Source organism: Streptomyces sp. NPDC101194 (assembly GCF_044767885.1).
Taxonomy (GTDB): domain Bacteria; phylum Actinomycetota; class Actinomycetes; order Streptomycetales; family Streptomycetaceae; genus Streptomyces.
On record NZ_JBIWOS010000005.1, the window covers coordinates 155,229 to 167,814 of the forward strand.

At 67.2% G+C, this 12,586-nt stretch carries 11 protein-coding genes and 3 pseudogenes; 5 read left to right on the forward strand and 9 right to left on the reverse strand.

The annotated features are described in order from the left end of the window. Position 1 precedes the first annotated feature (1 nt). Positions 2 to 202, reverse strand: a pseudogene (locus ACIRP2_RS20615) (transporter); the annotation flags it as partial. A 258-nt stretch (positions 203 to 460) separates the two neighbouring features. Next, positions 461 to 1,501 (reverse strand): LacI family DNA-binding transcriptional regulator, encoded by a 1,041-nt coding sequence (locus tag ACIRP2_RS20620; protein ID WP_404252227.1) that lies wholly within the window; start codon positions 1,499 to 1,501, stop codon positions 461 to 463. A gap of 293 nt (positions 1,502 to 1,794) precedes the next feature. On the opposite strand from ACIRP2_RS20620, the gene ACIRP2_RS20625 reads away from it, so the two are divergent. Together ACIRP2_RS20625 and ACIRP2_RS20630 are read left to right on the forward strand one after the other, a co-directional pair. Continuing rightward, on the forward strand, positions 1,795 to 2,361 hold the full coding sequence (locus tag ACIRP2_RS20625) for a hypothetical protein (RefSeq protein ID WP_404252229.1): 567 nt from the start codon (positions 1,795 to 1,797) through the stop codon (positions 2,359 to 2,361). A gap of 166 nt (positions 2,362 to 2,527) precedes the next feature. After that, positions 2,528 to 3,333: pseudogene (locus ACIRP2_RS20630) on the forward strand (IS5 family transposase). Between the two features lie 23 nt (positions 3,334 to 3,356). On the opposite strand, the gene ACIRP2_RS20635 reads toward ACIRP2_RS20630, so the two are convergent. The 3 genes and pseudogenes from ACIRP2_RS20635 to ACIRP2_RS20645 form a co-directional block, all read right to left on the reverse strand. Beyond that, positions 3,357 to 4,481, reverse strand: coding sequence for an HBL/NHE enterotoxin family protein (locus tag ACIRP2_RS20635; protein WP_404252231.1), 1,125 nt, complete (start codon positions 4,479 to 4,481; stop codon positions 3,357 to 3,359). Between the two features lie 30 nt (positions 4,482 to 4,511). Next, positions 4,512 to 5,537, reverse strand: coding sequence for a hypothetical protein (locus tag ACIRP2_RS20640; RefSeq protein WP_404252233.1), 1,026 nt, complete (start codon positions 5,535 to 5,537; stop codon positions 4,512 to 4,514). A gap of 346 nt (positions 5,538 to 5,883) precedes the next feature. Beyond that, positions 5,884 to 6,159 (reverse strand): annotated as a pseudogene (locus ACIRP2_RS20645) (IS5/IS1182 family transposase); the annotation flags it as partial. A 213-nt stretch (positions 6,160 to 6,372) separates the two neighbouring features. On the opposite strand from ACIRP2_RS20645, the gene ACIRP2_RS20650 reads away from it, so the two are divergent. Genes ACIRP2_RS20650 through ACIRP2_RS20660 form a run of 3 tightly spaced genes read left to right on the forward strand, consistent with a single transcriptional unit; the run spans position 6,373 to position 9,378 of the window. Next, complete coding sequence (locus tag ACIRP2_RS20650; protein WP_404252235.1) at positions 6,373 to 7,449, forward strand: tyrosine-type recombinase/integrase; 1,077 nt, start codon at positions 6,373 to 6,375, stop codon at positions 7,447 to 7,449. After that, positions 7,449 to 7,781: a helix-turn-helix domain-containing protein gene (locus tag ACIRP2_RS20655; protein ID WP_404252237.1), complete on the forward strand. Its 333-nt coding sequence runs from the start codon at positions 7,449 to 7,451 to the stop codon at positions 7,779 to 7,781. Before ACIRP2_RS20650 ends, ACIRP2_RS20655 begins: the two co-directional genes overlap by 1 nt. A 4-nt stretch (positions 7,782 to 7,785) precedes the next feature. Continuing rightward, the gene (locus ACIRP2_RS20660; RefSeq protein ID WP_404252239.1) at positions 7,786 to 9,378 is read left to right on the forward strand and encodes a hypothetical protein; all 1,593 of its coding nucleotides are present in this window, start codon (positions 7,786 to 7,788) and stop codon (positions 9,376 to 9,378) included. A 52-nt stretch (positions 9,379 to 9,430) separates the two neighbouring features. On the opposite strand, the gene ACIRP2_RS20665 is transcribed toward ACIRP2_RS20660, so the two are convergent. The 4 genes from ACIRP2_RS20665 to ACIRP2_RS20680 all read right to left on the reverse strand — a co-directional run bounded on the left by ACIRP2_RS20665 (position 9,431) and on the right by ACIRP2_RS20680 (position 12,425). Next, positions 9,431 to 9,955 carry a hypothetical protein gene (locus ACIRP2_RS20665; RefSeq protein ID WP_404252241.1) on the reverse strand — a complete coding sequence of 175 codons (525 nt, stop codon included), beginning with the start codon at positions 9,953 to 9,955 and terminating at the stop codon, positions 9,431 to 9,433. A 350-nt stretch (positions 9,956 to 10,305) separates the two neighbouring features. After that, positions 10,306 to 10,599 carry a DUF1330 domain-containing protein gene (locus ACIRP2_RS20670; RefSeq protein WP_404252243.1) on the reverse strand — a complete coding sequence of 98 codons (294 nt, stop codon included), beginning with the start codon at positions 10,597 to 10,599 and terminating at the stop codon, positions 10,306 to 10,308. A 33-nt stretch (positions 10,600 to 10,632) separates the two neighbouring features. Then, entirely contained in the window at positions 10,633 to 12,066 is a 1,434-nt protein-coding gene (locus ACIRP2_RS20675; protein WP_404252245.1) for an MFS transporter, read from the reverse strand. After that, a complete protein-coding gene (locus ACIRP2_RS20680; protein WP_404252879.1) occupies positions 12,063 to 12,425 on the reverse strand; it encodes a MarR family winged helix-turn-helix transcriptional regulator in 363 nt (120 codons plus the stop codon). Before ACIRP2_RS20680 ends, ACIRP2_RS20675 begins: the two co-directional genes overlap by 4 nt. Positions 12,426 to 12,586: the final 161 nt, after the last annotated feature.

Below are 12,586 nucleotides of genomic sequence, written 5' to 3' on the forward strand. Positions count from 1 at the left end.
CGCGTCGCACGACCGAGCTGTAAGGCATGCCGCCGCTCACGGACGCCACGGCCTCAAGCCCGAGCAGGTCGCGGCCGAAGAGTCTGTGGCGGACCAGGTCGATCGAGCGCCGGTGCTCACGGACGGCATGTACGTCGTAGCGGGTGAAGTCGCCGGCGATGCAGATCAGGCGCGGTCCGCACCATAGGATCTGGGACGCGGCCGGCGAGACAGGCCGCCAACGCTGACGTGGCGCCAACATGAGGCTGTGATGGCCACACTCCCACGGTGAATTGATCTCGAAGAGTCGCATGGTGATCCTTGGGAGTGGCGTCCGAGACTCTTCCACCACCCAGCTACGACCAACTGTGCTCGCTCGTACGTGTGTTGCGGGATGGGATGGCGCCGAGAGCGCCGAGTTGCGGGGCGCGGACGTCTGCGCCGCGCACCAGGACAACACTCACCGTGCAATGACTGACGACTACAACAGGGGCGCACCCACGGGCCCGCCCGTGGATTCGCGCGCCATGAGGTGCGGCGTCAGGATCTCAGAGCGGATTTCCTCGCCGGCGATCCGGCGCAGCAGGAGGTTCACCGCCCGGCGTCCCTGCTCGGCCATGGGGGAGTGAACGCTCGTGAGCGGCACTGGCAGTTCCGCCACCAGGGGCGTGTCGTTGAAGCCGGCCAGTGCAACGTCCCGGCCGAGCCGCAGCCCGAGGTCACGGGCCGCGCCTGCGGCACCGATAGCCGCGAAGTCGTTCACGGCGAAGAGAGCGGTCGGACGGTCTTCGTGCACGGCGAGCAGATTGTGCGCGGCGCGCCTGCCCCCCGCGGTATCGAAAGCCGAGTGCACGACCCGCGAGGTGGGCAGCCGCAGTCCTGCCTCGCGGTAGCGCTCGACGAATCCCTCGGTCCGATCTGCTCCGGTGCTGGCAAAAGGCTCGCCCGCGATGACCCCCACGGACCTGTGCCCCAGGGCCAGAAGATGCTCGGCGACCAGCCGCCCGCCCAGTCTGTCGTCACACGTGACTGAGGTGTGACCGACGCTGGTGCGGCGGTTGACGAGAACAAAAGGTGTGGTGCGCAGGCCGGGCAGGTCGAGGGCTGCTCCGTCCAGGTGCGCATCGCCGATGACGAGGCCATCGACACGACGGGCCAGCACCATGGTGATCCGCTCCCGCTGGAGCGCCGGATCGTCATGCGTGTTGGTGACGAAGGCCGACAGGCCGTGCGCCGCTGCGGCTTCCTCGGCGCCCTCGTAGATCGTGGCCATCACGATCTCGGACAGACGCGGCACGAGTACGCCGATCAAGTTGCTCCGGCGGGTACGCAGACCGGTGGCCAACGGGTTCGGTTGGTAACCGAGTTCGTTCGCGAGGTTCCGGATTCGGCGGGCGGTGTCGCCGGATGCGGCACGCGTATGGCCGTCCTGCCGCCCGTTCAGCACGCGCGAGACGGTCGAGACATGCAGGCCGAGTTGCTCGGCAATGCCCTGGAGCGTCACTGGTCCTTCGCCTGCCACGACGGCAACTCCTTCCCTCGCCCGACAACATGACCGCGGCTGCGGAACTTCCACGGTCATGCCAATTGTGGCGTACCGCGCAGGCGGCGGCACCGCCTCATCCGCCTGGGGCGACTCAGGCTGTTGCGATGCGGCCGGTTCGGATCCTGGGCGTGGGCGTGGGCGCGACCGCGCGAGGCAACATGACCCAAACGTTTGGCCCAAACGTTTGGGTGTTGCATACTGGCGGCACACCGAGGCATCAACAACTATGCCGGGCACGGAAGTTGGCCTGGAAACTCCAAGGGGGCGCAGTGGAAGAGGTGGCGTTCTCCGATCACGTGGCCGAGGCGTTCAGGGAAGCGATCAAAGGCGCGGACCTGGGCGAGGTGCGCTACATGGTCGGAGCGCGGAGGCGTGGCGGTTCCTGGTTCGATCTGCTGACAGCCCTGTTCTTCGCGTTCCTCATCGGCGGCCTGACGACCTGGGGTGTGGTGGCCGGGTGGCCCGACTTTCCGTTCCCGGCCGTCATGGGCTTGTCGATCGGCTATCTCGTGACCCTCGCGGCGCTGGGTATCGCTTGGATGAAACGCCCCCGTATCCGGTATCCGGCGACGTGGGTGGTCGTGTGGGACGAAGGGGTGGGATGGCTCACGGAGGGCGGCACGCTCATGGTCGTGAGCTGGGACGAGGTCGCGGAGGCGCGGCACACCGTGACCTCGGTGCGAGACGGCTTCGGCAAGGAGTTCAACCGGACGCACAGACTGATGGTTGTGCCAGTGCCGAACCCTGTCCAGCGCCGCCGACTGTATCTGGAGCCTGAATTTCCGTTCGTGGAAGAGATAGCCACCTTTGTGGCGATGCGGGCACACGCTTCCTGAGGCGCCACGCACTCGAACAGAACCGGCACGAACTGCGGAGAGTCTCCCTGCTGCCCTGCCGTGATCACCACCGACGCCGAAGGTGACTAGGGCGTTTCCTTCGGATCACCTGATCGTTGGTTGATGTGTGTCGTTGACTGACGCCCAGTGGGCGAGGATCTAGCCGTTGCTGCCGGACCGGACCCCGAAGCGGGGTGGGCGGTGGCGGGATCACCGACAGGTGATCGACGCGATCGCGTTCAAGTACCGCACCGGCACTCCATGGATGGACCTGCCCAAGCACTTCGGGTCGTGGAAGGGCGCCCACAACCGGCTGCGGAAGTGGGCCGCCGACGGCACCTGGGAGAGAGTTTTCACCGCCCTGCTCGCCCAGGCCGACGCCGAAGGCGACCTCGGCTGGATTGTCTCGGCCGACTCCACCGTCATCCGTGCCCATCAGCACGCCGCCGGGGCCCGTCAAAGGGGGCCCCAACTGGCGAGCCGGACGACTATGCCCTCGGACGGTCCCGCGGCGGCTTGAGTACGAAGATCCACCTCGCCGCAGACAGCCGATGCCGTCCGCTCGCCTTCGTCCTCACCCCTGGCCAGGCCGGTGACGCGCCCGCGTTCTCCAAGGTCATGGCCCAGTTAGGGGTGCCACGGCCGATCGGCCGGCCCCGGACCACCCCGGATGTGGTTTTGGCCGACAAGGCCTACTCGTCCCGCGCAATCCGAGCCCATCTTCAGCAGCGCGGGATCCGGGCCGTGATCCCGCAACCTGCCAACCAGGCCGCGAACCGCAAGCGACTCGGTCGGCTCGGTGGCCGTCCACCAGCCTTCGACCGCGAGACCTACAAGCAGCGCAACACCGTGGAGCGGTGCATCAACAAGCTGAAACAGTGGCGCGGCCTGGCCAGCCGCTACGACAAGACCGCCACCACCTACCTTGCCGGACTCCACATCGCCGCCATCTTCATCTGGTCGGCCAGGTGACTCCAGCCGGGCTGGCTAACAAGTCATCCCACCAACTGGGGGGCCTTCTTCAGCTCGGCCCGGATGAGGTCTCCGGTGTGTGTGTTCGGCCGGGTCACCGTTTCCAATCCGACGAGAGCCTTCCGTGTATCGCTTAGCTGTTCGAGAGTTTGAGGCAGGGACCTCTCGATGGACTTCAAGAAGGCGGATCTGACGACAGGCAAATTCGCCTTTCCGGCCCTTTCGATATTGTCGGCGGCGGAGTTCAGTGCCCCCTTGAGGAAATTCCATCCGTTGGTGGTGTTCTGCGCCGCACTGGCCACTCCTCCCGCCTGGGAACCGAGGTCTGCCAGTCCGGTGCCACATGCCGTCAGCAGCTTCACCCCGCTTTCGATCTGCGCCTGGTCGGCGAGGATGCTCCTCTTCTCGTCGAAGAGATTCGCGAGCGCGATCCCGGTGCCGATACCTCCTGCGATGCCGCCGACGATCAGTACGCCGCCTCCGATGGCCACACCCAGGCCCAGTCCGCCGGTGAAAATTGAAGTGCAGCATCCGATGAGAATCATTCCTGCACCCGCCAGAATCGCACCCCCGCTGACTGCTGCGCCGATGGTGGCGGCGTGGATACTTGCGTTTACCTGGTCCAGCCTGCCCTGCAACTTTTCAAGCGCCCCGTCCTGCCCATTCACCAGTCGATGAAGCTCAGTGGCGCAGTCATCGAACCCCTGCTTGTCGCCAGAGAAGGCGCTAACCATCGCGTTCATGTCATTGCCGAATCCCTTCGTCGCGTCCATGAACTCGCCCGCCTGTTCGCGCAGGGCCCTCAGCAGCCCCGCCATGTCACCCGGATCATCTGCCTCTCTGATGAAGTCCGTAAATGTGCCGAGCGTGCGAAAGTAGTTCTCGACCTTACCCAGGACTGCAATGGACTTGGGCTGTACCACCGAGAGGTACGTCTGCGCATTTTCTGCAGCCTTGTCCAGTACGTTTTTAACCGTCCCCTCGTAGTCCCGGATTTCTTTGTTATCGATGCGACTGAAGTCCGGTTTCGGCTGCTGCATGATGCCTAGAGAATGCGCCTGCACGAGTGCGGTCAGGGTCCCTTGCCCAGCCGTCTCCCGTCCGAGCTTCTCCTGCTTTTCCAAGGCAGCAGCAAGTGCGTCACTCATAGTTTTCTCCCAGCCTTCCAGTGGTCGGTTTCAGTTTCCGGTGATCGCGATGCGCAACCTCTCCGTCTGATTCTGGAGGGTTTGCCACTTGATGACGCTCCAGCTGATCTCGTTGGCCAGCCAGGCGCCTCCGTCATCCTTCTTCGCCTGCTCTTCCAGCACCGCCGCGAACGATGCGATCAACTGGTTCCAGGCATCGGCGAGTTCCTGGGCCGGGCGCATCACGTCACGCACGCTGCGCCTATAGGCACCGCATTCCGAATCGACCCTCTTCGCCTTCGCCAGACCTGACTTCAGTGCGGCGATCTCCATGCAAAGCGCTTCGACCTTCTCGCAGTCCCTGCGGAGCTTCTGCAGGGCGGCACTGATTTCGCCGGACGTGATGTCCTCGATCCCCTCGTGCACATCCTCCGAGCCTTCCGGCGCGGATTCGCCGGAGGACGACTTATCATCCTTTTTCTTCTTGCCGTCGTCCTCCCCCTTCTTCTTCGCGGCTTCCTTGAAGACGTCGAGGATGGTGTCGAGGATCTTCCGCGCACCTTTGCCCACCTTGTGCGAGGCGGAGATGGCGGCCTCCAGGTCCTTCCGCACGACCTCCTGCATCGCCTCCAGTTCCTTGGTCTTGGCGGCGACCCTGCCGTCGTCACCGGAGATCTTCTTGATCTCGGCATGGGTCCGGTCGGCCAGGACTCCCAGCCGGTCCTCCGTCTCCTTGGCGAATTTTTCGTACCTGACTGCGAGATCACGGGCATGCTGCTGATGCTCTTCGAAAACCGGCGTCAGCTCGTCCAGAACCGAAGCAACGCCCTCCGGGGAATCCACAGTGCCCTCGTGCAAGCTCTGGAACAGGTCGGCCGCCGTTGCCATCTGGACAAGCTGATTGATCACCGAGGGAAGCTGGACACTCCGGTACGCCCGAGCATTGCCCCTGACCTCTTCCTGAGCCATGTTCATGGCGTGCTCGTCGCTCGGGTCCGCCGTGCCGACAGATACCTGCGCTTCCAGGACCAGGGCCCACACCTGCGCGACCTGAGCAGCAGTCACCAACTGCTCCATGGGCTCTTCGAGTCCGACCGGGTCAAGCGTGCTCCTGGTCGAGATGCTGGGGGCGACTTGCGATGACGTCATCGTGGCTCCGTTGGGTTTTCTGGGAGGGGAAGGGCAGTCCAGGACAGCCAGGTCGAGAACGCCTTCTCGACGCGGCGCTTGGGTGCGCCGCCCACCAACGTCTCCTGCACATGACTCTGGTCAAACAGGATCAGGGTCGGAACGCCGCGGTCGGTCCAGCAACAACGGCTCAACACGCGACCACTGCTGCGTCAGTCAACGACACAGCCAGACCAACGAGCAGAAGATCCAAAGGAAACGGCCTGGTCCCGCTACAGCGGGCCTCGAGTCCGTCGAGGTAGCGGCGGTTTCGGCGGGAGCTGTATGCCTTGTCGCCGTTGACGTGATCCGGCCGGGTCCGGGGCCGACCACCCAAAGGCCTGGGAACCCTGATCCGGTCCAGGACCTCGGTCACCTGCGGGACATCACCCCACTGGCCCGGCGTGAGCAGGAGGGACATGCGGCGGCAGCCGCCCTCCCCTGCGAGGTGGATCTCGCAGGTCAGGCCGCTCCGGGAGCGTCCGAGTCCCTCGTCGGGGCGGTGGTGCCGGGGCATCGTCCTCTTTTCGGGACCCGCGGCCGGGCCCGGCAGGACGTCGAGCCGCCGCCGACTGTGCGACATCCCGTGAGTTCCCCTGAGCCCCGCTGAGTCCCCGGGCCCGTGGCCAGGGGGGTCTTCCTCCTTCGTGTGCTCTGCCGGCTTGTGACGTAACTTCGTGATTCTTGAAGCGTTCTCATCTCGTCCGACCGATTCGCAGTCGGGTCGAAGGTGAGGAGGCTCGGGTTGGCGGCGCTGGCAGTCGTACGGGACCTGCGTGAGCGCTGGGCGCCCGCGTCGGCTGAGGAGCTGGAGCGGTTCGAGACCGATGTGCTGTCCGGGTTCGTCCTCGCACGGGCCTCAGCAGGGCTGGCGGACGGCACCATCCGCGGGGACGTCGGTCACCTGGATCAGATCAGGACCTGGTTCGGTCGGCCCTTGTGGGACATGGAGCCCGCTGACGCGGACGTGTACTTCGGGAAGGTGCTGCGGCACTCCCCCAGCGGCACCCGGCTGGGCCGGTCGCAGGCGTTGAGCACGTATTTCATGTTCCTCGAGCTGCGGCACAAGGTCGAACTCCACAGGATGACCGGCCGAGTGATCGAGTGCCCGATCGACGAGATGAACCGGCCGCGCGGAGCCAAGGATGCCCAGCTGCGGATCCCGCCGAGTGAGCCGGAGATCGGAACGCTGTTCACGGGCTGGGGCGGCGAGCTGGCGACCTGCCGGAAGTTCGCGCCCACCGCCCGGAACTACACCGCCTCGAAGCTGATGTCCCAGGTCGGCCTGCGGGTGAGCGAGGCATGTGGGCTCGACCTGGACGACATCAAGTGGGACCTGGGCCGCTTCGGTAAACTCCACGTCCGCCACGGCAAGGGGGCCCGTGGCTCGGGGCCGCGCGAGCGGATGGTTCCGCTGATCAACGGTGCCGACCGGACACTGCGGTGGTTCATCGAAGACGTGTGGGGCCAGTTCGATGACGATCACACTCGCCCTGGTGCTCCGCTGTTCCCCTCTGAGCGCAAGAACACCGACGGCTCCGCCCGTCGGGTCGGCGACGACGCCCTGCGCAACGGGCTCGACAACGCGGTCCAGGCTCATCTGGCGAGTTGGACGGACAGGTTGACACCGCACGTCCTGCGGCATTTCTGCGCGTCCCAACTCTACGGAAACGGGCTGGATTTGCTCGCAATCCAGGAGGTCTTAGGACATTCCTGGATCGCTACGACCATGCGGTATATCCACGTGCAGCAGACCCGGGTCGAGGACACCTGGGTCGCCGGGATGGAACGGGCCGCGAAGCGGCTGGAAGGACTGGCCTGATGAGGTGGAACCTGCGGCTGACCGCCGCGAACAAGGGTATCTGGAAGGCGTCCGAGCTCCAGCGGAGTCTGGCCGAGCACGGCCTGGTGATCTCGGCCGGCAAGATGTCCGGGCTGTGGTCCGGCCAGCCGGTCTCGCTCAAGCTGGAGGACCTGGACGTCATCTGCGTGGTCCTCGGCTGCGAGATCGGAGACCTGCTGATCCCCGAACCGGAGAAGGTCAGCCGCCCTGGCCAGACAGAGACGACGGAACGGGCCGCGGTCGGTGCGGGAACCGCCGCACCGAAGGTGATTCCCAAGCGCCGGGACGGCCGGTCGCTGCCGCCGGAGTGAGCCGATGGCACGGTTCCCGAAGGGCTACGTCAAGCCCACCGACTCCTGCGACAGCTGCCTGGCCTGGGGAAACTTCAGCGGCCGTCTCTGCCCCACCTGCTACATGTTCGGCCGCGGCCACGACGCGGCCGCATGCACCGGCTGCCGCCGCGTCCAGCCGCTGAAGTGGAACTACTGCCGCCTGTGCTGGTGCCAGGCCCGCCTCAGTGCGAAGGCCATCATCGGCCAGCCCACGGACGAGACGGACGTGCGGGACCGGCTCGCCGCCGTCCGGCATCACCAACTGTTCTTCGTCGGGATGCACTACCGCAGGAGACCGACCCCTGCGGCTCGGACGCGCGGAGGACGGCGGGGAGCCCCGCGCAAGCCGCCTCCCGCACCGGCCTGGCGCCCGGATCCCGGCTGGCAGCAGCTACCGCTGTTCACACAGGTCCCCCGTGACTACAGCCGGCTCGCTCTGGCCGACGCCGACCTGACCAGCCCGTGGCTGGCCTGGGCGAAGTACCTCGCCCACCGTCTCGCCGAGGCCCGCGGCTGGGGACGCAACATCCGCTTCGCCGTCAACCGCGGCCTGGCCCTCGTCCTCACCGGCCACGTCGAGGGCGACGTCATCCGGCACACGGAGATCTCCGCCCCGCTGCGGGCCCTGGACCTGCCGGTCGGCCACACCATCACAGTCCTGGCAGAGATGGGGATCTCCGAAGACGACAGCGAACCCTCCTTCGAACGCTGGCTCGCCGAGAGGTTGGAGGGTCTCGCACCCGGCATCCGCTCGGAGGCCGAGCGCTGGACCCGCGTCCTGCGCGACGGCGGCCCCCGCAACCTCCCGCGACGGGAAGGCACGGTCTGGCTCTACCGCAACCGAGTCCGTCCGGCCCTGCTGGAATGGTCGAACCCCTACGACCACCTGCGCGAAGCGACCCGCAACGACGTCCTCACCTACATCAAGACACTGCACGGCCACCAGCGCCACGACCAACTCGTCGCCCTGCGCTCGCTGTTCACATGGGCCAAGCGGAACGGGCTGATCTTCCGCAACCCCACCAGTCGGATCAAGGTCGGGCAATACGAGTACGCCGTGCTGCAACCGCTCGTCCCCGCCCAGGTCGACCGCTCCGTCGCGGCGGCCACCACCCCGGCGACGCGGCTCATCCTCGCCCTCGCAGCGGTCCACGCCGCCCGGGTCGCCCAGATCGCCACCCTCATGCTCGACGACCTCGACCTCGGAAACCGAAGGCTGACCATCGCCGGACGTGTCCGCCCGCTCGACGACCTCACCCTGAAACTGCTGCTGGACTGGCTGGAGCACCGGCGAAACCGGTGGCCGGACACCGCGAACCTCCACCTGCTGATCAACAACCAGACCGCCACCAAGACCATCCGTGCCAGCAATCATTGGATCAGCGCTTCGATGCGCGGTCAGGACGCGACGCTGGAACGGCTCCGTGTCGACCGGCAACTCGAAGAGGCCCTGACCCACGGGCTTGACCCGCTCCACCTCGCCGAGGTGTTCGGCCTCGACGAAAAGACCGCGATGCGCTGCGCGGACTCCGCACGGGCGCTGCTGCACCAGGCCGCTGAACAGCCACTTCAGTGAAGTCCGCTTGACCGGTCCACGCCTTTGCTCAGGATGAGCACGCGAGGCACAGTCAGCATCCGGGGCCGATCGGCGGAGACGACGTCAGAGCGAGGGCAGCGTTCCGCAGCTGGGCCGCCCACGTCTGCTGGTCAAGCCCCAAGGTGTACTCGATGCAGCAATCGCATTGCGGGATCAGCGCCACGAACGATTGCTCCACCGCGGTCTCGATCTCCGTCTCCCACCAGTCGTCCGTCGCCAGGTCAGCGGGAGATATCTCTCCATCGATAAGCCTCGCCGCCATCCGGCGCAGAGCGTGGCGCCGTGCCAGGCCCCGATCCGGCAACCCGATTCCGGACTCGGCAAGTGCTTGCTCGAACGCGTCGCGAATATCGCGGGCGTCTGTGTTGCGAGGCCAACCGGCGAGCTCGCACAATGTCGGGGTGTCCATTCCGGCTGCGAGCGCCTCAGCAGCGATCATCGGCAGATCCTCCGGGCGTATCTCATCCGCCTGATAACGGCACGCCACCTCACCCAGAGATGTGAGCCCACTCTGCATAGAGGTTTCCGGTTCTGGTGTCGTTCCTTCTGCTCTCATGACTCCTACAGTGTCAGCACCGTTTCCAGGGAAGGCACTCAAGGGCGGGCCCCTCGGCACCCACCCCGCGTGTTCGCCTGAACCCAGGGCCGAACCCACGAGAAAACGACCGTCCACCCTCGGGTTCCCGCGAAAGGTCCTTCAGTTTCCGTGAACTCGCGGGCCCCCAGGGGGTCGAGGAACATCGGAACGAAAACCGCCGCTAAGCCCTTCGCGGGCCTTGGAAGGCGCCGTAGTCGGCGCTGCGGTCGATGCGCGGGCGTTGTCCAGACTGCCGAAGACTCCCGCACACAGTCCTATGACCGCAGCCGGCACCACGGCGCTTCAGTGAAGATCCGACTGGACCTCGGTCAGTCGATGCCTTCGACGATGCGGAAGTCGCGTTCGACGCCGTCGGAGAGGGCGACCAGCGCCTCCTGGTAGGCCGCACTCTCGCGCGCCGCGACGGCCTGCTCGAAGCTGTCGAACTCGATCAGGATGGTGCGCTCGGCGATTCCGGCGTCGTGTGCGACGACCCGACCGTCACGGGCGAGTATCCGACCGCCCCCGGCCCGGACGGCCGGACCGGCCAGCTTGTTGTAGGCAGCCAGCTTCTCAGGGTCTGAAATGGTGCGGTAGACGCTGACCCAGTAGCCCTTGGGCATGGAACCTCCAGTGTGGGGATGAGTGCATCTGACTTACGGGTTGGTCTCGGACGAGCGCCGGCGGGTGAGAGCGAGGCTTGCCAGCGTCGTGATCGCCATGGCGCCGATGCCGACCAGCGCTGCGGTGGTGTAGGCGCTGTCGTCGGGGAAGAGGTGGCCGGGGCCGGGGCCCGCGGCGAGGATCAGGCCGCCGATGGCGCTGCCCAGGGAGTACCCGACGCTGCGGACGACGTAGTTGAAGCTCATGGCGCTCGACGTCTCGCTCTTGGGCGTGACGGCCAGGATGACGCCGGGCATCGCGGCCGAGAAGCCGCCGACGCCGAAGCCGAGCACGCCCATCGCCGCGAACAGTTCGGCCAGGTCCGACCGGGCCGCCGCGAACAGGGCGAACCCGCCGCCGACCACGACGGCGCTGCCGGCCAGGAGCAGGGGGTCGGCGATCCGCGTCCGGACCCGCGGCGTGAGCTTGCCGGCGACGAACCCCAGCACCGAGAACGGGATGAGGACCAGCCCGGCGACGAAGGTCGTCAGCCCGAAGCCGTAGCCGGCGCCGTGCGGCGTCTGCGCGTACCGGGTGATGAGCGTGAGCAGGAGGTACATGCCGATCCCGCCGACGAACATGGCGAGGTTCGCCCCGGCGACCGCCGGGTGCCGCACCGCCCGCACATCGACCAGGGGCGTCGTGCTGCGCAGCTCGATGACGGCCCAGACACAGAGCAGCACCACCGCGACGACGGCGAGGCCCGCCGCCACGGCGAAGTGCCGGCTCCACAGATTCCGTTCGCCGGCGAGGAACAGCACCAGGAGCAGCGCAGCGGCCAGGACGACCGCGCCTGCCACGTCCACGTGGGCGGAGCGGCCTTCGGGGGCTTCGGGCATGGAGCGCCACGCGGTCAGGAGGGCGGCGGCGGTGACGACCAGGCCGAGGCCGTAGGCGGCCCGTACCCCGCCGAGCTCGGCGAGCAGTGCGGCGAGCGGGTAGCCGACGCCGGCCCCGATGATCGAGACCACTGAGATCAGGGCGATCACGGCCGCGCTGCGCTCCTCGGGGAGGTGGTCCCGGGCCACGCCCATCATCAGCGCCGTCAGCCCGAGCCCGACTCCCTGGGCCGCCCTGCCGGCCAGCAGCCACGCGAACGGCAGCGGCAGCACGGTGAGCGCGCTGCCGGCGACGACGACCGCCAGCGTGGCGAGGATCGTGGCCCGCCGGTGCGGGCCGGCTCCGAGCCGGCCCAGGACCGGCGTGGCGACGGCGCCGCTGAGCAGCGCGACGGTCAGCGTCCACTGCGCGCTGCCGAGCGTGACGTGGAACGAGGTCGCCACGCTGGTGATGAGCGGCGTCCCGAGGCTGCCGACCGCCGCCACGACCAGAGCGATGAACATCAGGGCGGGGACCAGCAGCCGCGCCTCGGAACGCGCCACCGGGAACGCCTTCACCGCGACCCCGCCGACCGGCTGCCCGGTCACTGCTTCGGCACTTCGCGGTCCTGACTTTCGAGCTCTGCCAGATGCTTCAGCGCCGGAAGGGCCGCCACCAGCGCCTCGACCTCGTCGCCGGTGAGCTCGCCGATCAACCGCTCGAACGCGTGGACGCCCGCCTGGCGCCGCGTCCGGGCGTAGGAGGCGCCGGCCTCGGTCAGGCACACCAGCGTGACCCGCTTGTCGGACGCGTCGCCCCGCCGCTCGACCAGGCCGGACTCCTCCATCACCCGGACCAGGGCGGTCATCGCGGGCTGGGTGACGCCCTCGACCGCGGCCAGATCGGTGATGCGCCGCGGGCCGGTCCGGTCCAGGGTGGCCAGGGTGGCGGCGGACGTCAGGCTCATGTCGCGGGGCAGGCGTCTCGCGGCCCTGGTGGCCAGGCCGTAGAGGGCTGCGCCGATGGCGGCGGACGCGCCAGGAGCGGTGTCTTGACGACTCATGCTCGAAACATAGCATTTTTATATTCATAGTTTATGGAAATGGTCGACTGACGCGGGCGGCCTCG